Origin of the sequence: Lachnoanaerobaculum saburreum DSM 3986 (assembly GCF_000185385.1) — a bacterium.
GTDB lineage: Bacteria > Bacillota > Clostridia > Lachnospirales > Lachnospiraceae > Lachnoanaerobaculum > Lachnoanaerobaculum saburreum.
On record NZ_GL622296.1, the window covers coordinates 965,475 to 989,368 of the forward strand.

The 23,894-nt window shown below is 38.6% G+C and carries 21 protein-coding genes and 1 tRNA gene; 16 read left to right on the top strand and 6 right to left on the bottom strand.

The genetic code is table 11. From position 1 onward, the window contains the following. Positions 1-13 precede the first annotated feature (13 nt). The 5 genes from prdA to HMPREF0381_RS04565 all read left to right on the top strand — a co-directional run bounded on the left by prdA (position 14) and on the right by HMPREF0381_RS04565 (position 5,209). Entirely contained in the window at positions 14-1,795 is a 1,782-nt protein-coding gene (prdA, locus tag HMPREF0381_RS04545; RefSeq protein ID WP_008750714.1) for a D-proline reductase (dithiol) proprotein PrdA, read from the top strand. A 25-nt stretch (positions 1,796-1,820) separates the two neighbouring features. Then, on the top strand, positions 1,821-2,288 hold the full coding sequence (locus HMPREF0381_RS04550; RefSeq protein WP_008750715.1) for a CBO2463/CBO2479 domain-containing protein: 468 nt from the start codon (positions 1,821-1,823) through the stop codon (positions 2,286-2,288). Beyond that, entirely contained in the window at positions 2,254-2,979 is a 726-nt protein-coding gene (gene prdB / locus HMPREF0381_RS04555) for a D-proline reductase (dithiol) protein PrdB (RefSeq protein ID WP_008750716.1), read from the top strand. The genes HMPREF0381_RS04550 and prdB overlap by 35 nt, the downstream gene beginning before the upstream one ends. A 99-nt stretch (positions 2,980-3,078) precedes the next feature. Next, positions 3,079-4,320, top strand: a complete 1,242-nt coding sequence (locus HMPREF0381_RS04560) for a glycine/sarcosine/betaine reductase component B subunit (protein WP_008750717.1) — start codon at positions 3,079-3,081, stop codon at positions 4,318-4,320. A gap of 16 nt (positions 4,321-4,336) precedes the next feature. Continuing rightward, a complete protein-coding gene (locus tag HMPREF0381_RS04565; RefSeq protein WP_008750718.1) occupies positions 4,337-5,209 on the top strand; it encodes a sulfite exporter TauE/SafE family protein in 873 nt (290 codons plus the stop codon). A gap of 53 nt (positions 5,210-5,262) precedes the next feature. On the opposite strand, the gene pckA is transcribed toward HMPREF0381_RS04565, so the two are convergent. The 3 genes from pckA to HMPREF0381_RS04580 all read right to left on the bottom strand — a co-directional run bounded on the left by pckA (position 5,263) and on the right by HMPREF0381_RS04580 (position 7,934). Further along, positions 5,263-6,870: a phosphoenolpyruvate carboxykinase (ATP) gene (pckA, locus tag HMPREF0381_RS04570; RefSeq protein WP_008750719.1), complete on the bottom strand. Its 1,608-nt coding sequence runs from the start codon at positions 6,868-6,870 to the stop codon at positions 5,263-5,265. A gap of 204 nt (positions 6,871-7,074) precedes the next feature. Continuing rightward, positions 7,075-7,755: an adaptor protein MecA gene (locus HMPREF0381_RS04575; protein ID WP_008750720.1), complete on the bottom strand. Its 681-nt coding sequence runs from the start codon at positions 7,753-7,755 to the stop codon at positions 7,075-7,077. Positions 7,756-7,863: 108 nt separating this feature from the next. Beyond that, a tRNA-Gly gene (locus tag HMPREF0381_RS04580) sits at positions 7,864-7,934 on the bottom strand. A gap of 220 nt (positions 7,935-8,154) precedes the next feature. Here HMPREF0381_RS04580 and ssnA point away from each other — a divergent pair. The 11 genes from ssnA (at position 8,155) to moaC (ending at position 21,277) form a co-directional block, all read left to right on the top strand. Continuing rightward, entirely contained in the window at positions 8,155-9,498 is a 1,344-nt protein-coding gene (ssnA, locus tag HMPREF0381_RS04585) for a putative aminohydrolase SsnA (RefSeq protein WP_008750721.1), read from the top strand. Next, positions 9,498-12,482 (top strand): putative selenate reductase subunit YgfK, encoded by a 2,985-nt coding sequence (gene ygfK / locus HMPREF0381_RS04590; protein ID WP_008750722.1) that lies wholly within the window; start codon positions 9,498-9,500, stop codon positions 12,480-12,482. Before ssnA ends, ygfK begins: the two co-directional genes overlap by 1 nt. A gap of 74 nt (positions 12,483-12,556) precedes the next feature. Further along, positions 12,557-13,948 carry a dihydropyrimidinase gene (hydA, locus tag HMPREF0381_RS04595; protein WP_008750723.1) on the top strand — a complete coding sequence of 464 codons (1,392 nt, stop codon included), beginning with the start codon at positions 12,557-12,559 and terminating at the stop codon, positions 13,946-13,948. Positions 13,949-14,170: 222 nt separating this feature from the next. Next, complete coding sequence (locus HMPREF0381_RS04600) at positions 14,171-15,202, top strand: molybdopterin-binding protein (RefSeq protein ID WP_008750724.1); 1,032 nt, start codon at positions 14,171-14,173, stop codon at positions 15,200-15,202. A gap of 19 nt (positions 15,203-15,221) precedes the next feature. Next, positions 15,222-16,250, top strand: a complete 1,029-nt coding sequence (locus HMPREF0381_RS04605) for an XdhC family protein (protein WP_008750725.1) — start codon at positions 15,222-15,224, stop codon at positions 16,248-16,250. A gap of 2 nt (positions 16,251-16,252) precedes the next feature. After that, on the top strand, positions 16,253-17,224 hold the full coding sequence (gene moaA / locus HMPREF0381_RS04610) for a GTP 3',8-cyclase MoaA (protein ID WP_008750726.1): 972 nt from the start codon (positions 16,253-16,255) through the stop codon (positions 17,222-17,224). A 1-nt stretch (position 17,225) separates the two neighbouring features. Further along, the gene (mog, locus tag HMPREF0381_RS04615; protein ID WP_040461151.1) at positions 17,226-18,155 is read left to right on the top strand and encodes a molybdopterin adenylyltransferase; all 930 of its coding nucleotides are present in this window, start codon (positions 17,226-17,228) and stop codon (positions 18,153-18,155) included. A gap of 28 nt (positions 18,156-18,183) precedes the next feature. After that, positions 18,184-19,107: a molybdate ABC transporter substrate-binding protein gene (gene modA / locus HMPREF0381_RS04620; protein ID WP_008750728.1), complete on the top strand. Its 924-nt coding sequence runs from the start codon at positions 18,184-18,186 to the stop codon at positions 19,105-19,107. Then, entirely contained in the window at positions 19,100-19,768 is a 669-nt protein-coding gene (gene modB / locus HMPREF0381_RS04625) for a molybdate ABC transporter permease subunit (RefSeq protein WP_008750729.1), read from the top strand. Before modA ends, modB begins: the two co-directional genes overlap by 8 nt. A 1-nt stretch (position 19,769) precedes the next feature. Then, a complete protein-coding gene (locus HMPREF0381_RS04630; protein WP_008750730.1) occupies positions 19,770-20,801 on the top strand; it encodes a sulfate/molybdate ABC transporter ATP-binding protein in 1,032 nt (343 codons plus the stop codon). An 11-nt stretch (positions 20,802-20,812) separates the two neighbouring features. After that, a complete protein-coding gene (gene moaC / locus HMPREF0381_RS04635) occupies positions 20,813-21,277 on the top strand; it encodes a cyclic pyranopterin monophosphate synthase MoaC (RefSeq protein ID WP_008750731.1) in 465 nt (154 codons plus the stop codon). Between the two features lie 66 nt (positions 21,278-21,343). Here moaC and HMPREF0381_RS04640 read toward each other — a convergent pair whose 3' ends face one another. From HMPREF0381_RS04640 to HMPREF0381_RS04650, 3 genes are all read right to left on the bottom strand, one after another. Further along, on the bottom strand, positions 21,344-22,225 hold the full coding sequence (locus HMPREF0381_RS04640) for an SH3 domain-containing protein (RefSeq protein ID WP_008750732.1): 882 nt from the start codon (positions 22,223-22,225) through the stop codon (positions 21,344-21,346). Between the two features lie 139 nt (positions 22,226-22,364). Beyond that, positions 22,365-23,411 (bottom strand): hypothetical protein, encoded by a 1,047-nt coding sequence (locus tag HMPREF0381_RS04645; protein ID WP_008750733.1) that lies wholly within the window; start codon positions 23,409-23,411, stop codon positions 22,365-22,367. 74 nt (positions 23,412-23,485) lie between these two features. Then, positions 23,486-23,854: a RidA family protein gene (locus HMPREF0381_RS04650; RefSeq protein WP_008750734.1), complete on the bottom strand. Its 369-nt coding sequence runs from the start codon at positions 23,852-23,854 to the stop codon at positions 23,486-23,488. Between the last annotated feature and the right edge of the window lie 40 nt (positions 23,855-23,894).

The window sequence follows — 23,894 nt, forward strand, 5'->3', positions numbered from 1 at the left end:
AAGGAGGGTATGTATGTCAATAACAAAGGAAACTTTGGAAAAGCATTTGAAGGATCCGGCAATATTTTGTTGCAGGAGAGAGAAGGGGCTGGTTATCAGTGCCGCTGATTTGGAGGACCCGGGACTGTTTGAGGATATGCAGGATGCAGGTCTTCTTACACTAAGTCCTGACGGCTTGAGAATCGAACAGGTTATCGGAGCCACATTACTTAAAGATGTGGAAGCATTAACACCTATTACTCGTGATGTTATAGATAGGGTTAATGAGGTGGGAGAAGAAAAGGCTCATGAGATTAAGGCAAAAGAAGAAAAAGAAGTAAAAGAAGTAAAAAATGTAGTCGAATCTGGAGGAGACGGAATGATTCATATTGAGATCGGAAAAGCGGAGAAATTTGAGGGACTGAAGCTTTGTGTACCTGTATTTTCACAGGGTAATGCACCTGCGGCACCTGAAGCAAAGTCAGATGAAAAATTGGGTGAAAAGACAGTTATTCGTCAGTTGTTAAAGAAGCATATCAAGATCAAAGATGTAAAGCTTGGCAAAGAAACAAAGATTAAAGACGGTGTTATTACAATAGATAAGAGTATTGTTGAAAGAGCTGTGAAAGAGGACGGACTTTGCAAGAGCTTGGAACTTGAAGTTATTCATCCTTCAAACAGACATATCTATACCGAGACGATAATGGATATCTGCCCTATCGCTACAAAGGTAGAAGGAGAACTTGGACAGGGTGTTACAAAGGTTGCTGACGGTGTTGTATTCATGCTTACAGGTGTGGATGAGGATGGAGTTCAGGTTCATGAGTTCGGTTCATCAGAAGGATACCTTGATGAGAAGATGTTCTTCGGACATCCCGGATGTGCAGATGAGAACGATATAATCATCCGTTGCCATGCCGTTATACAGAGACTTTCAGGTATGACAAGACCGGGTCCTTTTGCAGCACATAAGTGTCAGGATTATATCATCCAGGCAGTCAGAGAGCAGTTAAAAGACTATGATGGTGAAGTTGTTCGTGAAGAGGTTTGTGAGGATGTAAGACGTGTAGGTAATCCGAGAGTTGTTCTTGTAAAAGAGATCATGGGACAGGGTGCTATGCATGATAATATTATATGTCCGTTGGAGCCATGTGGAGTTTTAGGCGGACAAAAGAATGTAGACTGTGGAAATGTTCCTATAATCTTAACACCTAACCAAGTTAGAGACGGATCAATCCATGCACTCACCTGTATAGGACCTGCAACAAAGGAGATGACTCGTCATTATATCAGAGAACCTCTCGTAGAGGGTCTTGCAGCAGATAGCGAGCTTGATCTTATAGGTGTTGTATTTATAGGTTCACCACAGGTTAATGATGAAAAGTTATGGGTATCTGAAAGACTTGGAAGTATGCTTGAGACACTTGATCTTGACGGTGTTATCATCACAACTGAAGGATTTGGAAACAACCATATAGACTTCATACAGCATATCGGACAGGCAGGAAAGAGAAATATCCCTGTAGTAGGTGTTTCATTCTGTGCATATCAAGGACAGCTTGTTGTAGGTAATGAGTACGCTACAGCAATGGTGGAAGAGAACATGGATAAGGGTGGATTTGAAAACGATATAGCAGGATGCTCATGTGTTACAACTGAGGTTGCTGCAAGAGCAATCCAGATGTTAAAGAACAGAATGGCGGGAGTTGAGGTTAAGCCGGCACAAAAGAAGTGGAACAATGATGTAATTAATGCAAATAACAGACTTCTTGGGCTTCCTGAGACAAAACTCGTTGAAAGCGGAACATTACATTAATTATAGAAAGTAGAGGGGTACAAAAATGTTTGAGTACATGATAAATCCCGTATTGATGGAAGGAACTCTAAAGGAAACAGTAGGTGACAGCATGAAAATACATCTAAGGGGAAGATTAGGTGTGCTGACATTGCCAAGATATTTTTTTAAGGGTCAAAGTGATCCGGTAGCGGGAGATAAGGTCAGATTTTACTTCAGTTATATTCAGGTAGTGGAAAAAGAAGGCGACTATGATATAAATTCGTTAAAAACATATGATGAGGTATATCCTTGCCTGGTCGGCGGAAAAATATCAATGTACAATGATACGGCTGTTGAAGTAAAGGCTCTTGAGGACTCAATAACAATTTTTGTACCCAGAAGGTGGGTATTTACCCAAAAGGATTTGGATGACGGCTTAAGCGTAGAATTTTATATCAGTGCCGTTGAATTAATTGCCGATAACAGGAGGAATAATAATGAGATTAACAACAGTAGAAGGTATGCAGTCTGAGATCTTCGTACCGGTTACACCAAAGCCGGTGTTTACAGAGTTGAAAAAGCCTTTAAGCGAGTGCAAAGTTGCTTTTATTACAGCAGGCGGTATCCATAAGAAAGATCAGAAGCCTTTTAATACATCAGGTGATTTTTCATATCGTACAATACCGTTTGATACACCTTCAGATCAGCTTATGGTTACACATGGCGGATTTGACAACTCCGATATCAATAAGGATGTCAATGCTATGTTCCCGATAGACAGATTACATGAGCTTGTAAAGGAAGGATTTATCGGTTCATTACCGGAAGAGACATATACATTTATGGGCGGCGGCGGAAACGTTGAGAAGTTTATGAATGAGACAGGACCTGAAATAGCCAGAAAACTTAAAGCGCAGGGCGTAGATATAGTTCTTTGTACAGGCGGATGCGGTACTTGCCACCGTTCAGCAACTATTGTTACGAGATGTTGTGAGCAGGAAGGAATGAGTTGTGTTGTTATAGCGGCACTGCCACCTATTGCAAGACAGCAGGGTGCTCCAAGAATCACAGCACCTCATGTGCCGATTGGTTCAAATGCAGGTGAGCCGAACAATATTCCACAGCAGACCGCAATCATCAAGGAGTCTTTAGAGTGGGTAAGAGATTGTCCAAGCTTTAACCAGACAAAGGTACTTCCTTACGAATACAGACATAATGTATAACGGTCTTTGACAAATGAAGCTTTGGGAAGCCTTGACGGCTTCCCTTTTTATTATCAAAGATGCGGTATGTAATACTTTATTATAGGCAAAGGAGGGATTATGGGACTTGGTCCAAGTATAAAGATGACTACATTGCACCATTATCGTTGTCCTGTCACAAAGAGGTTGATAGAGGATGAAGATGTGGATTTTGCCGGAATTATCGTAGACGGAGTATCTGAAGTCTGTGATGACAAGATATTCACAGCCAAGAGAGTGGGCGATATAGCTAAGATGATGAGAGCGGACGGTGCGGTTGTTGCCATTGACGGATGGGGAAATCATCATATTGATTTTGTAAATGTTATAGAGCAACTGGGTATTCGCGGTATCAAAAGTGTCGGACTTAGCTATATAGGTCAACAGGGCAGACTTGTATGTAGTAATTCATATGTAGACTGCATAATAGATTTCAATAAAAGTGAATCCGGATATGAATCCTGTGTAGTAGGACAGAATAATTTGAGTCCTATAGATGCCCTAAAAGCTGTAGCTATTTTAAAAAATAAAATTAAAAACAGAGGGGTATCTATACAGGGAAGAGATAGCCATATGGGGGATCTGATTACCAAAAAATACACTGTTGATATGGCAAAGTTCGGGCTTGAAACTAAGATATCGGGTAAAACTCTTTCTATAAAAAGAGATTTAGCAAAAGAGTTTTTGGATGAAAAAGCCCGAAAATATATAAAAGATATAAGTATAAAAATTCTTTCACCGTCTGATAAGTCCTGTTTTGTAAATTCAAATTTGGACTTTTCACCTATTGCAGTAAAGAAAAGAGGAGAACTTGGCAGCGGCATCACCTTAGAACTTGAAGGTATTACAGTGATGCTTACAGGAGCTGAAGAAGGTGGATTTCAGCCGTCAAATATAGGCTCTTCACAAGGTATACTGAAAGAAGCGGTTACTTTTGATATGGCAGGAACGCCAAAGTCAAGTGATTATATACTGCATATTGATTTTTGCTTCTGTGAAGGTGAAGGAAGAAGTGCGGAAGGAATCAGAAAGGCACATGAAGTTGCCGATTTGATCGTACAAAATATAAGAAAAGCTTTGCTAAGAGACAGTGAAAACCTTCCTTGTAAAACAAGCAAACATGAGTGGATAAGCAGACAGGAAAAGCCTAGAATACTACTTGTAAAGATAGTGTCAGGACTTGGAAATATGTATGACACGGTAATGTTTCCATATGAACCGGGCGGTTTTTTAGGATCCAGAGATATGAAAGCGTCAAAGAATCTACCCTATGTGATAACTCCTCTTGAATGTATGGATGGTGTAATACATTCTCTATTATAATAAAAAGGAGTAATATATGTCAGTTCAAACTATATTGTTGGCAGTTCTTGCCATATTGACAGTTATTTATTTGATAGTATTTGTACGAGATCTTATAAAACATAAAAATGATTCTGAGAAAGGCACAAACTTTATTGTAATGAGTGTTATAGGGTTTGTAATAAATTTCTTTGATGTATTCGGTATAGGTTCCTTTGCTACCGGAACGGCACTTATGAAAGCTTTTAAGCAGACTGATGACAGACTTATTCCGGGTACTTTGAATGTTTGCTTTTGTATACCTGTGGCAATAGAATCATTTCTGTTTATAAACGGTGTAGAGGTGGAGCCTGTTACACTTGCATCAATGATTGTAGCGGCGGTAGTAGGAGCATATCTGGGTGCAGGAGTTGTAGCCAAGTTGCCTACTAAGGTAATCAGACTTCTTATGGGAACCGCACTTATAGTCATAGGTATAGTTATAGTTATACAGATGATGGGTCTTATACCTTCATCAGGTGTGGCTACCGGACTTAGCGGTATAAAGTTGGTTATAGGTATTGCAGCAAACTTTATTTTAGGAGCTTTGATGACGGCAGGTGTAGGAATGTATGCACCATGTTTGGCACTGGTCTGCTTACTTGGAATCAATCCTATGATAGCATTCCCTATAATGATGGGTTCATCAGCATATCTGATGCCTGTAGCATCTTTAAAATTTATAAAAGAGGGTGCTTACAATAGAAAAGCATCACTTGCTATTGCAATATTTGGAATTTTTGGAGTTTTCATAGGATATAGATTTATAAAGATGCTGAATCTAAATGCACTGAAGTTCATTATCATAATAGTGATGGCTTATTCAGCTGTTTCGCTTTTCTATTCAGCATATAAAGATAGTAAAAAATAATAAAAAACACTGCCTGTGACATTTCTTGCCACAGGCAGTGTTTTATTTATAGATTAGTCTACCTTAGGTCCGGCAGCTACTAAAGCTTTACCGGCTTCATTTGTAGTATACTTCCTGAAGTTCTTTTCAAATCTTGAAGCAAGATCCTTTGCCTTGATTTCCCAATCATTAACATTTGCGTATGTATCTCTTGGGTCAAGAATTTTTGTGCCAACTCCCTCAAGCTGTGTAGGAACCTCAAAGTCAAAATAAGGAATCTTCTTTGTAGGAGCATTCTTGATAGCACCGCTTAGTATTCCGTCAATAATACCGCGGGTATCCTTGATAGAAATTCTCTTTCCGCTACCGTTCCATCCTGTATTTACAAGATATGCTTTTGAACCGTTCTTTGTCATCTTCTTTACAAGCTCCTCTGCATACTTTGTCGGATGAAGCTCAAGGAATGCCTGTCCGAAGCAAGCTGAGAATGTAGGTGTAGGTTCTGTGATACCGCGCTCCGTACCTGCAAGCTTAGCTGTAAATCCGCTAAGGAAGTAGTACTGAGTCTGTTCAGGTGTAAGGATTGATACAGGAGGAAGCACACCGAATGCATCAGCTGAAAGGAAGATAACATTCTCTGCGGCAGGACCATGTGATATAGGCTTAACAATATTTTCAATATGGTCAATCGGATATGAAACTCTGGTATTCTCTGTTTTGCTGCCGTCTTTAAAGTCTACTTTGCCGTTTGCATCAAGAGTAACATTCTCTAAAAGAGCATCTCTTCTGATAGCATTGTAGATATCAGGCTCAGACTCTTTGTCAAGATTGATAACCTTGGCATAGCAACCGCCCTCGTAGTTAAATACACCGTTGTCATCCCAACCATGCTCATCATCACCTATAAGAAGTCTCTTAGGATCTGTTGAAAGTGTTGTCTTTCCTGTTCCTGAAAGTCCGAAGAATATAGCTGTATGCTCACCGTTTTTGTCTGTATTTGCAGAGCAGTGCATTGAAGCGATACCCTTAAGCGGAAGGTAGTAGTTCATCATTGAGAACATACCTTTCTTCATCTCACCGCCATACCATGTGTTAAGGATAACCTGCTCACGACTTGTGATATTGAAAGCAACAGCTGTCTCAGAGTTAAGACCAAGCTCCTTGTAGTCGGCTACCTTTGCCTTTGAAGCATTATACACTACAAAATCAGGCTTAAAGTTTTCAAGCTCTTCTTTACTCGGCTTGATAAACATATTTGTAACGAAATGCGCCTGCCAAGCTACTTCCACTATGAAGCGAACCGCCATTCTTGTGTCTTTGTTTGCTCCACAGAAAGCATCCACTACATAAAGTTTCTTATTTGAAAGCTCATTTTTAGCAAGGTCCTTTAAAACCGCCCATGAAGACTCTGAGAGAGGGTGATTATCATTCGGATATTCCTTTGTAGTCCACCAAACTGTATCTTTTGAGTTCTCATCCATTACTATAAATTTATCTTTAGGTGAACGACCTGTGTAGATACCTGTCAATACATTAACTGCACCAAGCTCACTTACCTGTCCTTTTTCGTAGCCTGACAATGAAGAATCTGTCTCAGCAGCAAATAATTCATCATAAGACGGATTGTGTACTATCTCTGTAGTTCCTGTGATGCCATATTGTGTTAAATCAATATTTGCCATAATAATCCTCTTTTCTATAATGTGTTTTGATATTGCTTTATTTAGAACTCCACGCTTTAGTTACAATACCGGTTTAGAGTAAAGGTTAAGCAATATCTTTAAATAAAGTTATGCACTTTTTAAAGTACAATCGACCTTATTAAAATATACATAACAATCTGAAAAAAAGCAATAATATTTTGAGCTTTGTTAAAAAAATATTTATTAAATCTTTGCCATCTGTGTGAGGGCATTTGCTTTTACCAAAATCTTAAAATGTTCCCTATAATAGTCATCGCTGAAGGAAGTAGCGGCAAGCTTGTCGCCATACTCTGAGAGAATATTTGCAGCTGCTGAAAAATCCTTTTTATTTTCGTTTCTTTTGATAACCAGAATAAATTTATTGTTGATTTCGTCTTTATAAAGAGTATTTTCACCGGAGTAGCATCCAACTGCCTTGGCGGCTGTGATAAATTCATCTAAACTGTTAAAAGAAAAAGCTCTTAAGTAAGATTCATTTGTATCTCCGATCATACTTTGAGTATTATTCCGGTCAATTGCACCCTCAAGTAAGTTATCAAGTCTTATATCAAGTGTAGAGAGTATATCATCAGACAGGGTAGGGGCAAATTTTGCAAATCTGGTATCCAATTCATCCGGATCATCCACCTTTGTCACATATATAATAATACTTTCATTGGAAAGCGGAACCGCTTCTATCATAAGCGGAGAGTCGTCTGTATCAAATCCCACCTCGTATGAAGCTTTGTGTAACATCTCTCTAAACAGTGCCTTTGCATTATCACTGCCATATGCCAGCTCTATCACATTCAAGTTTCTGTTTTGTAAGTCAATACTTGACAATGTACATCTTATTTGATTAGTACTGATTCTTTCAATTCTCAAGGTATCACCTCCTTTTAATACTTTCAGTTAGATGTAATTCTATTTTAATACTTTTATTAATTATGTAAAGCTTATAAATTCATGTCGGATATAAGCAGGCACAAAAAAAGCAGGTGATGGGAATCGAACCCACGTATTCAGCTTGGAAGGCTGATGTTCTACCATTGAACCACACCTGCAAAAATTACGTTATGATAATACCAAAACTTTGTGCGATTGTCAATAAAAAAATAACCACAAAATGTACTTTTTCACATACAGTAATTGCCCTTAAATTTTTTTAGAAATGTGAAAATAAAATTAGATAACTATTGAAAAGTATAATGAAAAATGTTAATATAAGAATACATTATTAGGTTTTTGTTATTAAAACTGCATAATTCAGAGAGGAGATTTACAATGCTACTAATTGGTAATGGAAGGGTAGTTACTGGAAATCAGGAACAGCCATTGATTGAAGATGGGTCTGTAGTACTGAATGGCAACACAGTTTTAGAGGTTGGAAACTACCGTGATTTGAAGGAAAAATATGCGGATGCAACTTTTGTGGATGCAAAGGGCGGGCTCATAATGCCGGCGTTCATAAACACACATGAGCATATCTATTCCGCAATGGCAAGAGGTTTGAGTATCAATGGTTACAACCCACATGGATTCTTAGAGATCTTAGATGGTTTGTGGTGGACCATAGACAGAAATTTAGACAATGAGCTCACATATCTGTCTGCTATGACTACCTACATTGATTGTATCAAGAATGGTGTTACAACTATTTTTGATCACCATGCAAGCTTCGGTGAGATTGAGGGAAGTCTTTTTGCTATAGAAAAAGCTGCAAAACAGACAGGAGTAAGAAGCTGTCTTTGCTATGAAATATCTGACCGTGACGGTGAAGATAAGATGAAGGCGGCTGTTAAAGAGAATGTCGATTTTGCAAATCATGTAAAAAAAGATGATTCCGATATGATTGCCGCTATGATGGGAATGCATGCAAGCTTCACTATTTGTGACAAATCAATGGAATACGCTATGTCAAGAAAACCGGATGATATCGGTTGTCATATCCATGTTGCAGAGGGTATTGAGGACTTACATTCATGTTTGAAAGAACATAGCCAAAGAATAGTTGACAGACTCTATGACTGGAAAGTTCTTGGAAATAAGTCATTACTTGCACATTGCATCTATGTCAATCCACATGAGATGGATTTGATTAAGTACACAGACACCTGTGTAGTACATAACCCGGAGTCAAATATGGGTAATGCATGCGGATGCCCTCCGACAATGGAGCTTGTTCACAGAGGTATAGTATGTGGACTTGGAAGTGACGGATATACACATGATATTACAGAATCATGGAAGGTGGCAAATGTGCTGCATAAGCACCATTTATGCGATCCTAATGCAGCTTGGGGTGAGGTTCCGAAGATGCTTTTTGAGTACAATGCAAATATTGCAAACAGATACTTTAAAAAGCCTCTTGGAGTATTAAAGCCCGGAGCGGCAGCTGATGTTATCGTTGTTGATTATACACCTAATACACCTATGACGGCTTCAAATATAAACAGTCATTTATTATTCGGAGTAAACGGAAAGGATGTAAGAACTACAATTGCAAACGGAAATATCCTTATGAAGGATAGAGAGCTTCTTAATATTGATGAGAAGGAAGTACTTGCTAAGGTGAGAGAAGGTGCAAAGAGACTTGCTGATAAGATCAACGGAAGGAGCAACGCATAATGGGCGACATAATGACACCGATTCCTTTTGACAGGATAATGGACAGACTTTTTGATGAGATGGCAAAAGAGGGCTCATGCTTTGGAGTAAAGAAAGCATATAAGGCTGATAAGAATAAGTTTTACACAATTTTCGGAAGAAAGTTGGAGACACAGATAGGTCCTGCGGCAGGTCCTCATACACAGCTTGCGCAAAATATTATCGCAGGATATTATGCAGGTGCAAGATTTTTTGAGCTTAAGACAGTTCAGAAGATGGACGGTAGAGAGCTTGCGGCATGTGTTGCAAAACCATGTATTACAGCCGAGGATGAGTGCTACAACTGTGAGTGGTCAACAGAGCTTACAGTTCAGGAAGCTTTTGATGAGTATATCAAAGGATGGTTTGCGCTGAAGGTTATCTCAAAAGAGTGGGATCTTGGCTGCAGTGACGGTTTCCAGTTCAATATCTCCGTAGGATATGACCTTGAAGGTATCAAACTTCCTAAGGTGGACAATTTTATCAACGGAATGATGGATGCATCAGAAACACCTATATATAAAGAGTGTAAAGAATATCTTGAGAAAAACCTCGGTAAGTTTAAGAAGTTTACAAAGGCGGACCTTGATGCAATCACTCCTGATATAGTAAATTCGGTAACGGTATCCACATTGCATGGATGTCCTCCACAGGAGATTGAGGCCATTGCATCATATCTTATTACAGAGAAGAACTTGAATACATTTGTAAAATGTAACCCTACACTTCTTGGATATGAAGTGGCAAGAGAGATGCTTGACAGCATGGGATATGACTACATTGCGTTTACAGATCTTCACTTTAAAGAGGATTTACAGTATTCAGATGCGGTTCCGATGCTTGAGAGACTTATGGCACTTGCTTCTTCAAAGAACCTTGAGTTCGGTGTAAAGATCACAAATACATTCCCTGTTGATGTAAAGAATAATGAGCTTCCGTCACAGGAAATGTATATGTCAGGAAAGTCACTTTATCCGCTTTCAATGTTGGTTGCAAGAAATCTTTCAAGAAGCTTTAACGGCAAACTTAGAATTGCATACTCAGGCGGTTGTGATTACTTCAATATCGATAAGGTTATTGACAGCGGAATATGGCCTGTAACAGTGGCAACCACCATCTTAAAACCGGGCGGATATCAGAGATTTGATCAGATGGCTAAGAAACTTGAAAAGCCTGAGATTAAGCCTTGGTCAGGAATAAATGTAGAGGGCCTTGAGAAGCTTGTAGAAGATGTCAGAACCGATAAGCACCATGTTAAACCTGTAAAGCCGCTTCCGAACAGAAAATGTGATAAGAAGGTACCATACCTTGATTGCTATATGGCACCATGTGTAAACAGATGTCCAATCAATCAGGATATTACAGCTTACGGAATACTTGTTAATGAAGGAAGGTATGAGGATGCACTCAATGTAATCCTTGAAAAGAATCCGCTTCCGTTTATGACAGGTCATATCTGTACACATACTTGTCAAAGTGCCTGTACAAGGAATCACTATGAGACAGATGTACAGATTAGAAGAAACAAGCTTATTGCCGCACAGAACGCATTTGAAAATGTTGTACCTACACTAAAGAGTGCCGATAAGAAGAACTTAAAGGTCGCTGTAGTAGGTGGAGGTCCTGCAGGTATCGCAGCCGCATTCTTCCTTGCAAGAGAAGGTGTGGATGTTACTGTATTTGATGAGAGAGATACCATGGGCGGTGTTGTTGCAAACATTATCCCGGGATTTAGAATTCCTGCAGACGATATCAAAAGAGATGTGGAACTTGCCAAGGCTTACGGAGCAAAGTTTGTTACAAACAAGAGAATTGACGATATCAAAGCACTTATGGCTGAGGGCTATGACAAGGTTATACTTGCAATAGGCGCACATAAGGAACTTCCGCTTGAGCTTAGTGAAGGAAAAGCAATCAATGCACTTCACTTCTTGGAGGATTTTAAGAAGACTGAAGGAAAGATGGATCTTGGCGAGAATGTTATCGTTGTAGGTGGCGGTAATACCGCTATGGACGTAGCAAGAGCGGCTAAGAGAGTTCCGGGTGTGAAGAATGTATATCTGGCATACAGAAGAAATGCCAAGTATATGCCTGCTGATGAAGAAGAACTTAATGAGGCGGTTGAGGACGGTGTAGAGTTTGTTACTCTTGTTTCACCGAAGACATTAAAGGACGGCAAACTTGTATGTGCCAAGAATGTACTTGGTGAGCCTGATGAGAGCGGTAGAAGAGGAGTTAAGGAGACAGATGAACTTGTTGAACTTCCATGTGATACACTTATCGCATCTATTGGTGAAAGTGTAAGAGGCGACTTCTACACAAAAAATGGTATCAATATAGACAGAAAGAATCTTCCTGTACTTGACCCCGTTACTCTTGAGACAAATGTTAAGGGAGTATATGCCGCAGGTGACGGTGCAAAGGGTGCATCTGTTATAGTTAAGGCTATTGCGGACAGTAAGAAGGTTTGTGAGGCTATTGTAAATCACGCTATAGGAGAACTTAAGATTTCCGATACTACCGATAAGAAAGTCTACGGTTACAGAGGAACTTTAGAGGAGCCGATAGAGAAAAAGTCTGATAACAGATGTCTGGCTTGTGACTATATATGTGAGAATTGTACAGAGGTTTGTCCAAACAGAGCTAATGTATATGTGAATGTAAAGGGTAGCCATCAGATAGTTCATGTGGATTATATGTGCAATGAATGCGGTAACTGTGAGACATTCTGTCCATATGCCTCAGCACCGTATAAGGATAAGCTTACATTATTTGCAAATGAAGCGGATATGCTTGACTCTAAGAATGACGGTTTTGTAATTACAAGAGGATGCAAAGATGTTAAGGTAAGAATAGACGGTCAAGAACTTGTATATAGAATTGGTGAGTCAAATGATAAGTTAAACTACAGATATGCTGAACTTATCGATACAATCTATAACGAGTATGAGTATTTGCTTCTGTAATATAATTGATTTTAATATGATATAGTTAGATATGCCACCCTAAAAAGTGGCATATTTACTTTTAAGGAGAATATATGAAGAAAGTATTTATAAAAGGTGGAACTATTGTAAATTCAAAAGAAAGTTTTGCAGGAAATATACTTATTGAAGATGAAAAGATTGCAAAAGTGTCGGATCCGGATGAGTTTATAGAACTTGACAATGATACAAAGGTAGTGGATGCAAGCGGCAAACTTATCTTTCCGGGATTTATAGATGCACATACACATTTTGACCTTCATGTTGCAGGTACTGTGACCTGTGATGATTTTTATTCGGGTACAAAAGCCGCTATAAGCGGCGGAACCACCACCATCATTGATTTCGGCACACAGTACAAGGGTGAAACACTTAATGAAGGTATGGACAATTGGCTTAATAAGGCTAAGGACGGTGTATTCTGTGACTATGGTATACATATGTCCATCAGTGACTGGAATGAAGAGGCAAAACGTCAGTGCCGGGACATGATGGACAGAGGTGTGACCACCTTTAAGATTTACCTTACATATGATATTCTCTTAAAAGATAATGAGGCCTTTGAAGTGATTCAAAGGCTGAAGGAAGTGGGCGCTATCACAGGAGTTCACTGTGAAAATGCCGGACTTATATTTGCTCTTCAGCAGGAGTTTGTAGAAGCCGGCTTACAAAAGAAAGTTTCATCACATTATAAGACCAGACCTGCTGCGGCCGAGGCGGAGGCTATAGGCAGGATACTTCACTTAGCCGAGGTGGCAGACAGTGATATCATTGATGTACATCTTACTTGTAAGGAAGGTCTTGATGAGATAAGAGCTGCCAGAAAAAGAGGTCAGAAGGTATATGCCGAGACCTGTCCGCAGTATTTGACTATGACTGACAGCCTGTATGAACTTCCGGGATTTGAGGGAGCAAAGTATGTTATAGCACCTCCGCTTAGAAAGCAGTCCGATATTGATGAGCTTTGGAGAGCAATTGCAGATGGTGAGATACAGACAGTTTCAACAGACCACTGTGCATTTACTTTTGAGCAAAAAAAGCTTGGTAAAGATGATTTTAGAAAGATTCCCGGTGGAATGCCCGGAGTTGAAACCAGAGGTATTGTAATGTATTCAGAGGGAGTCACCAAGGGCAGAATAAGTGTAGAGAAGATGTGTGAAGTACTGTGTGAAAACCCGGCAAAACTCTATGGACTTTATGACAGAAAGGGCTTTATAGAGGAAGGTTTTGATGCGGATATCGTTATACTTAATCCAAACGGTGAGACTAAGATTACTGCCGCTACTCAGGTTTCAAAATGTGACTATGCTCCGCTTGAGGGCAAGGTTCTTAGCGGACATATTGAAAAGGTATTCTTAAGAGGCGGTGAAATAGTGGACAATGCCAAAATCAAAGATATCCCTGAGGGCAAGTTCTTAGAGAGAAAGCCGTATCGGAAGTTTTTATAAAATGAAATTAATTGAGGTGACTGTATTTTCATACTGAATTATAAAAATGCACCTGATTTAATACATTAAAAGTTCTATTTATTTATCGAAATATCGAATAAATGAATAGAACTTTTATGATTTATATAGTATAATGCTTAGATATAAGTGAATCAGAAATGTATAGTTACAGCTCAATTAATATATTAACTTTACATATAAACTTTAAAAAGAAGGGGAAATATGCAACTGATTGATACAAAAGATGCCGTAGGGCATATGCTCTGCCATGATATAACACAGATTATAAAAGGAGAAAAAAAGGGTCCTGTATTCAGAAAAGGTCATATAATACAGCCTGAGGATGTGGATGTACTGCTTTCGGTAGGCAAGGACCATATATATATATGGGAAGTAAATGAAAATATGCTGCATGAAAATGATGCGGCATTGATGCTCTATGATATGTGTAAGAATGAATATCTTACAAGAGACCCTGATATAAAAGAGGGCAAAGTGGAGTTGATTGCAGAATGTGACGGACTCTTAAAGATAGGTAAAGAAAGAATCGACAAGCTTAACTCACTTGGTGAGATGATGATTGCAAGTATACATGACAACTTTCCGGTAAAGAAGGGGCAACATCTTGCAGGTATGAGAGTTATACCGCTTATCATAGAAAAAGAAAAGATGGCAAAGGCAAGGGAAGTTGTAGGAGATAAACCGCTTTTTAAGCTTTTGCCGTACAAACAAAAGAAAGTCGGAATAGTGACTACAGGCAGTGAAGTTTACTATGGCAGAATCAAGGATAATTTTACACCGGTGGTTATTGATAAGGTAAAGGCTTTCGGTGCCGAGGTAATTGCACATGAGATAAGCAGTGATGATGTGGAGATGGAAATTAATTGCATCAAAAAGGTTATAGATGCCGGAGCAAATATTGTACTTTGTACAGGCGGAATGAGTGTGGACCCTGATGATAAGACACCTTATGCAATAGGACAGAATGCAAGCAGAGTTATTACTTATGGCACACCTGTACTTCCGGGTGCTATGTTTATGCTTGCTTACGGCGGTGAGAATGAAAATATTACATTTATGGGGCTTCCGGGCTGCGTAATGTATGAAAAAAGAACAATATTTGATATAGTACTGCCAAGGATTATGGCAGGAGAAAAGCTTGAGAAGTCCGATATTGACAGATTAGGTGTGGGCGGATACTGTATGCATTGCCCGGTATGTATCTTCCCGAATTGTTCATTCGGAGTATCATAAGTTTGGAGGGAGCAGGAATATGGACAAGGAATTATACAAGATAATAGATGAGTCAAAGAAAAAAGGTTTGAGAACATTTGTATTCACATCATTGGGTGATAAGGATTTCGGCAGCAAGGCTGTAGTAAGAGAAGGTGAACTTATTTGGATAAGCCCTGATACAAGTTTTTTTAAGGACAATTTTGATAAAATAAAAGATATGACAAAGCCCGGCATTACAGAAATAGCCGGAAACAGAGTATATGTAGAGCATATATGTAATGTAAGCAAGATAGTAATTTGTGGTGCAGGTCATACAAGTATAGCAATGATTAAGATAGGTCAGATGCTTGGCTTTGAGATGATTGTTGTAGAGGACAGAGAAGAGTTTGCCGATAAGGCAAGAGAGGCGGGAGCGGACAGAGTTTACTGTGAAGATTTCTCACCCGCACTGAAAAAATTCAAGTCGGACTATGATACCTATTTTGTAGTGGTTACAAGAGGACATCAGTGGGATAAGGAATGTATCAGAGAGATTCTAAAGAAACCATATGCCTATGTCGGACTGATGGGTGCAAAAAGAAGAGTAGGCTTTGTACTGGATGCTATGAGAAGTGAAGGCTATGATGAGAAAAAAATAGAAGAGATTTATACTCCGATAGGACTTGATATAAAATCAGAGACTCCGACAGAAATTGCAATCTCTATCTTTGCCGAGATAATTTCCGTAAAGAATGCAAAGACTAAAAATGTAGGCTATGTAGAAGGAATGCTTGAAAAAATTGCAGAGAGCAATGAGAGAATGGTCATGGCCACTATAGTGGATAAGAAAGGTTCCGCACCCAGGGGAGTGGGAGCAAAGGCATTGTTTTTAAGAGATGGCAGCTTTATAGGAACTGTAGGTGGCGGAAAAGCCGAGCATGATATCATGGTTAAGGTAGATGAAATACTGAAAAGTGATGAGAATATAAAACCATATTTATTGCATGTCAATCTTACAGACAGTGAGGCAAGTTTGGAAGGCATGGTCTGTGGAGGAAGAATAGAAGTACTGATAGAATCGGTTTAGATATGATAGACAGTTATAACAGAAAAATAGACTATATGCGGATCTCGGTTACAAACAGGTGCAATTTCAGATGCACCTATTGTATGCCTGAGACAAAAAAAGTGGATGATACTCTAAGCCTTGATGAAATATATCAAGTTGCATTTGCTGCAAGTAAATGCGGTATAACCAAGTTTAAAATAACAGGTGGTGAACCTCTTGTAAGAGACGGAATAGTGGATTTTATAAGAAGGCTTCATGATATAGATTCTGTAAAAGATATCACTATGACAACAAACGGCTTCTATCTATATAAGTATGCCAAGAGTTTAGCGGATGCCGGACTTTCAAGTGTGAACATAAGTCTGGATTCACTTAAAAAAGAGAGATTTATAAAAATCACAGGAGTGGATGCACTTAGTGATGTGGTAAAAGGCATTAATGAGGCAAAAAGAGCCGGTTTGAGTACAAAGATAAATACCGTATTACAAAGGGGAGTAAATGAGGATGAACTCTTTGACATTATAGGGCTTGCCAAAGATAAAAAAATAAATGTAAGATTTATTGAAATGATGCCGATAGGGCATGGCAGGGAGTCCGTCGGAGTTGCCAATTTTGAAATATTGGAAAAAATCAAAGAAAGATACATTGTCAGTGAAGATAATAAAAGATATGGTAACGGACCTGCAAAGTATATAAAGCTTGAGGGTTTTGCAGGGTCAATAGGATTTATCGGTGCAATACATAATAAATTCTGTGAAGGATGTAACAGAATAAGGTTTACATCTAACGGAAAGTTGAAGCCATGCCTTTGTTATGCTTCAAATATTGATTTAAAGGATATTATAAAGGATACTACAATAGGATTTGACAAAAGAATACATTTACTTAGAGAAAGAATAAGTGAGTGTATAGATTCAAAGCCCAAGGCACATGCCTTTGAAGATTTATCCAAGGTGAGTGAAATTAAAGACATGGTAGAAATAGGTGGATAAGATGGGAGTAAATGCTGAAGTTTTAGCAGTATGTATCAGCGAGAAAAAAGGAACAGAGAAAAAAGAAATAGATAAAGCCGTATTAAAGCCTGACTGGGGTATTGAAGGAGATGCACATGCCGGAAAATGGCATAGGCAGGTCAGCCTTTTGGCATTTGAAAAGATAGACGACTTTAGAAAAAAGGGCGCAGAGGTTAACTTCGGTGCATTTGGAGAGAATATAATTGCAGGAGGTATTGACCTGAAAAGTTTGCCTGTGGGAACCGTCCTTGAAATAGGAGAGGCAATCTTAAGAGTTACACAGATAGGTAAGGAATGTCACAGCCACTGTAATATATATAAAAAAATGGGCGACTGCATTATGCCGAGAGAAGGTATCTTTGCAGAGGTTTTGAAGGGAGGCTACATACAAAAAGGAGATAAAATAAAAGTGACCGAAAAGGAAGCCGGACCGTACAGGGTAGGTATTATCACAGTTTCAGACAGGGCATCACAGGGAGTATATGAGGACAAATCAGGTCCTGTTATAAAAGAACTGGTGGAAGAAGCCGGAATGGAAGTGATTGACAGCCTCATTGTGCCGGATGAGAAAAGTGAAATAGTAAAAAAGCTGCTTCACTTTAGTGACCAAAGACAGGCAGACTTAATATTTACTACAGGCGGAACAGGTTTTTCAAAAAGAGATGTTACACCTGAGGCAACAAAGCAGGTGGTGGAAAGAGAAGTTCCGGGTATCGGTGAGGCACTTAGAAATTACTCACTGACTATTACACCTAAGGCTATGCTAAGTCGTCAGACTGCCGGGATAAGAGGAAATACACTTATAATAAATTTGCCCGGAAGTCCGAAAGCATGTAAAGAGAATATTGAATATATAATGATGCCGTTAAAACATGGACTTGGAATACTTAGCGGTAGAGAAAGTGATTGATAAAATATAAAAGTAAAGGGAGGCGGTTATGAAGTTAAAAAATATTTGTAAAGTATTGGGTGTTGTTGCTGCAATCGCACTTACAGGATGTGGCGGAGCAAAGACTACAGAGAGTCAAAGTGCTGATACCGCTGCACAGACAACAGCGGCAGAGTCTAAGGCGGAGTCTAAGGCCGAGTCAAGTGTGCAGACAAGTACACAGGAGAGCAAGGCGGCAAGCGATCCTTCAGCGGTAAATGTATTTGCGGCGGCATCACTTAAGGGTGCGATGGATGAGATAATAGCCGAGTATAATAAAGCGAATCCGGATGTAAAGATAAGTCTGAATACAGACTCTTCAGGTAAGCTTCAGACTCAGATAGAAGAGGGTTTTGCCTGTGATATATTCTTCAGTGCAGGTAAAAAACAGATGGAAAAGCTGAAAGAAGAAGGACATATAAAGGACGGTACAGATGCAGACCTGCTTCACAACAAGCTATGTATTGTAGCACCGAAGGATTCAGACACAAAAGTTACAGGAATTGCAAATATAAAGGATGCAAAATCAATATCAATCGGTGAAGCAAGCGTACCTGCCGGTGCATATGCAAGAGAGGCACTTTCAAAGGCATATCCCGACCTTGGAATTACTAAGGAAAGCACCGGTGCGGAGCTGAAGGATAAGCTTGGAATGGATATAATAGAAAACTCAAATGTTACAAAGACACTTTTGTCGGTAGTGGACGGATTTGGTGAGGTAGGATTTGTATATCTTACAGATACATATGGCAATGAGGATGTTAAGGTTATTGAAAAGGTTGACGATTCACTGACCGGCAAAATTACCTATCCTATAGCAAGAGTAAACAATGATGAGGCTGATGAGAAGGTAAGTGCAGAGGCTGATAAGTTTTATGACTATTTAAAGTCTGATTCCGCCAAGAAGGTATTTGAAAAATATTTATATGAATAATGTTTTAACACATTTAGATTGGAGTCCTTTTTTTATAACCCTAAAAATAGGACTTCTTTCTACAATAATATGTTTTTTTCTGGGAGTGGGACTTGCATATATAAGTCTTTATATGAACAAAAGAATAATGGCGGTATTTGACAGTATATTTACACTTCCAATGGTACTTCCACCTACTGTGGTAGGTTTTTTTCTGTTGCTTATATTTAGCAGGAGAAGACCTGTAGGAATTTTCTTATACGGACATTTCCATATTAAGATAGTTCAAAGTTTTGCAGGATGTGTAATCGCAGCCTTTATTATCGCTTTTCCGCTGATGTATAAAAATGCCAAGTCCGCATTTTTACAGCTTGATAAAAATCTGATATATGCAGGCAGGACTTTGGGGCTTTCAGAGCTTAAGATTTTTTTTAAGGTGGTATGCCCTATTGCATCACCTTCACTTTTTTCAGGGGCGATACTCAGTTTTGCAAGGGCTATAGGCGAGTATGGTGCAACATCAATGCTTGCAGGCAATATATCCGGAAAAACATCAACCATATCACAGCAGATAGCAATTCTGGTCCAAAACCAAAACTATTTAGAGGCGGGTATATGGGTAGCCATTGTACTTTTTATTGCATTTCTTATAATGCTTTTGATGGAATATATACAGAGGTAGTATGCTTGAACTGAATATAAAAAAGAAACTTAACAGTTTTACTTTAGAAATAAATTGTAACTTGGACAGTAACAGAATAGGAATTCTGGGCGGCTCGGGTGCCGGTAAGAGTATGATTTTAAAGATGATTGCAGGCATAGAAAAACCCGACTCGGGTTATATAAAGCTTGACGGTGAACTGTTATTTGATTCACAAAAAAAGGTTGATATAAAGCCACAGGACAGACATATAGGGTATTGTTTTCAAAACTATGCACTGTTTCCACATCTGTCAGTATATGAAAATATAGTTATAGGACTTAACAGTGACAACAAAAGTCTTGCAGATAAGTTTTTGGAAAAATTTGAACTGACTCAGATAAAAGATGCCAAACCGAACAGGATAAGCGGCGGTCAGGCGGCAAGAGTGGCAATGGCAAGGATACTTATAAGAAAGCCGAAGGCATTATTGTTTGATGAAGCATTTTCCGCACTTGATATATATCTGAGAGATCATATACAGGAGGAGATATCAGCTATACTCAATGACTTTGACGGCAGTGCCGTATTTGTATCACATTCAAGAGATGAGATATACAGGCTATGTGAGAGTATGGTGGTAATTGACAGTGGAAAAGTTTCAAACTTAGGAAATACTAAAGATATATTTAGAGAGCCAAGGACAAAGACAGCCGCAATATTGACAGGTTGCAAGAATATTTCAGATATAAGATATATTGATGAAAATACGGTGGAAGCTCTTGATTGGGGGGTAAAATTAAATTTTTCAAAAATATTGCCCAAAGGACTCTCTTCAATAGGTATCAGAGCACATGACTTTCATCCCGTATGGGGTGAACCTGAAGGGAATATATTTAATTTCAGGCTGAAGAGCAAAGCCAAGTTGCCTTTTGAGGACAATTATTATTTAGCCACCAATGGCAAACTCGATATTACATGGCTTGTTCAAAGAGATATGAAAGAGTTGATAGAAAGAAGCGGACTGCCGGATTTTCTGAAGATAGATGAGAAAGATATATTATTATTAGAATAGATTGGAGAAAAATGGAATTTACACATTTTGATGAAAATAAAAATGCGGTGATGGTGGATGTTTCAGAAAAAGATATTACAAACAGGATTGCAACAGCAACAGGCAGGATTACACTTTGTAATGAGGCTATGGAAGCTGTAAAGGGTAGAAAGATAAAAAAAGGCGATGTGCTTACTGTAGCACAGGTTGCAGGCATTATGGGGCAAAAAAGAACTTCCGAACTTATTCCGATGTGTCACAATATCAATCTGACAAGCTCTAAGATAACCTTTGAGATAAAAGGTAATGATATAATTGTATTTTCAAAGGCAAAGACAAGCGGTCAGACCGGGGTTGAGATGGAAGCACTTATGGGAGTAAATATTGCTTTACTGACAATCTATGATATGTGTAAGGCTATTGATAAGAGAATGTTAATCAGTGATGTTCACCTTGTAGAGAAAACCGGTGGAAAGAGCGGAGATTTTTTCTTTTGATATAAAAGTCTAATCTGATGCTTGCAGTCATCAGATTAGACTTTTATAGTGAGAAGAAACAAGTATTTATTGTGCAGGCTTAATATATGCGCTTGCCACATAAGCCTGACCGCCGTTATAGTTGATGATTGCCCAACTTGAATCCTGAGCTCCGACATAGTCTACAGTTACACCGACATTTAGGGTCGCTAAAAGATCGCCGTCTTTTGACGGTGAGGAGCGTACATTGAGCTTGGATGTTGTAACATACTTTGTAGTTGCTACTGTTTGAGCGGCCGATTCCAAACTGCTTTCAGAACTTCCGTCACTTTCACTTGAAGCAACGGCGGTAGTAGTTTTTGTATTCTTACTCTTAGCGGTTTTATTGCCCTTTAGAGGGTTGATGGATCTGAATAAAATTATCAAAATAAATAAGACTACCACACCTATAATGACTTTTATCAGGTCAGATGTATTGACAGCCGTTTTTTTCTTCTTCGGAGTTTTCTTTACCGCCTTTCTTTTTGGAACACTCTCAGTACTTTGAGCTGTCTGCCTTCTTTGTGCATTGTCATTTCGCACCGGTACAGGGGTTATCCTGCTTTTCTTTGGTGAGTAGTCATGTATAAAGGTTTGTACTTCTTCTGAAAGCAGCTTATATGCGATAGTGGCACTGTAACTGTCATCACTGTTGTCATGTACAGCTTTGTTGCCTATAACACGAATCTTATGATAATGCTCACATGATTTTTGTGAAATAATATTGCTTGTATATAAGGAATCTATAATATCAGCCAAGCTTTGATCATCATCGTCATCCCGTCCGCTAAGTTGCTTTATTATAACCTCTAAGGTCTGTCTTGCCTTAATCATGGATAAATTATATTCCTGACCGGATAAAAGCTTCTCAGTATCATAAACTCCTGCTTGAATTTGTTGCCAAGCACTGCGAGTAGCCGAGTCTGCCATTAGGTAAACCTCCTATATTCTTTGTATATCTGTGAATAAAAGTATAAATACGAACCTCACAGAACCCTGAACTTATTATACAATAAGAAGCTTATAAAAGACAATATTTAGCAGATTTTTTTATAAAATATCTTATAAATCACTGAGAATTCTCGGCTTTTTTTAAGTCTCTTTGCAATCCGTACTCTTTTACAGTGCCTTCAGCATCATATGTAAAGAAAAGATAGTCATTTAATCCTGAGCTTATCCTGTAGTAATCTGTATTGTCTTTACTAAAATTTGGTGTATTAAGATGATTTTTTACCTTTGTTTTTGTTAAGTATTCGCCGTCATCAGGTAAAAGACCTATATTATATAACATTTCAGCCCCGCCGATATCCTCCTTACTTGGGTGGACAACTATAGATGTAACAATCGGTCTGTCAGAATCGTTTATTCTTTTTAGGAAAAATGAAGTATAACATTTATCATCTCCATAAGTGTATATTAAACTTAAGTTTTCGCTATTTTTTCTGTCAGGATCACTGTTTCTATAAATCAAGTCATCCTCGGTTGAACCGAGTTTTATACGATTATAAAATAATTTGCCTGCATATACGGCATCATTAAGCTTTAACAACTCATTATATGAATTTTCATCCGCTTTTGCACGGTTAAACAGATCTGATTCATTTTCAAGTTCGCTGCGATTAAACTCTATAGTGACCGGCTCCATATCAGGGTATTCTTTTGGAATATCTATTTCAATATTTACAGAGGAAATATAATCATTTGCAAGCATTAAGAGAATGGCGGTATTGGTTGCTCTTGAGAATAAATATGGTGATGTATAGAGCGGATTGTCACTTAGTCCGATATCTTTTGATTTTTCATAGTCTTCACTATACTTTAATATAAGTGTGTATGCATTATCCTTTGCTTCCAATACGGCATTTTTTAATTCTATATAAGGTAGTATTGCAGGTATCTTTGAAACAACATCTGCTATATATGTATTGTCCGCTTCTTTATCAACAGTCAAATCTTTCAGTTTGGAATAGGGAAAATAAGTATTTGCTGTTATATCATTTTTTGTATAGCCGGAGTTTTGTACCAAGTCAGTATTTTTCGTTACTTTATTACAAGCTGTAAAACATAAAACCGACAATGATATCAGAGTAACGGCTATAATATACTTACCTTTCATTTAAATCCCTCACTTTCAAATACAAAAAAGGAGTGTTACAAAAGTGCAACACTCCGAAATATTACTATAAATTATTATGCCTCAGCGATGCACTCAATCTCGCAAAGTACTCCCTTTGGAAGGTCTTTTACTGCAAAACAGCTTCTGGCAGGCTTTGATGTAAAATACTTTGCATACACTTCATTAAATGCTGCAAAATCTGCAATCTCTGCAAGAAAGCATGTTGTCTTTACAACCTTGTCCATACCTGAACCGGCAGCCTCAAGAATAGCCGCCACATTCTTACAACTCTGCTCTGTCTGTGCTGAAATGCCCTCAGGAATTTCACCGTTGGCAGGGTTTACAGGAATCTGTCCTGATGTGATAACAAGTCCGTTTGTGATAAATCCCTGTGAATATGGTCCGATAGCACCCGGTGCATTTTTTGTGTCGATTACTTTCATGATAATCTCCTTTTTTCTTTTTCTTATATTTTATACTAAT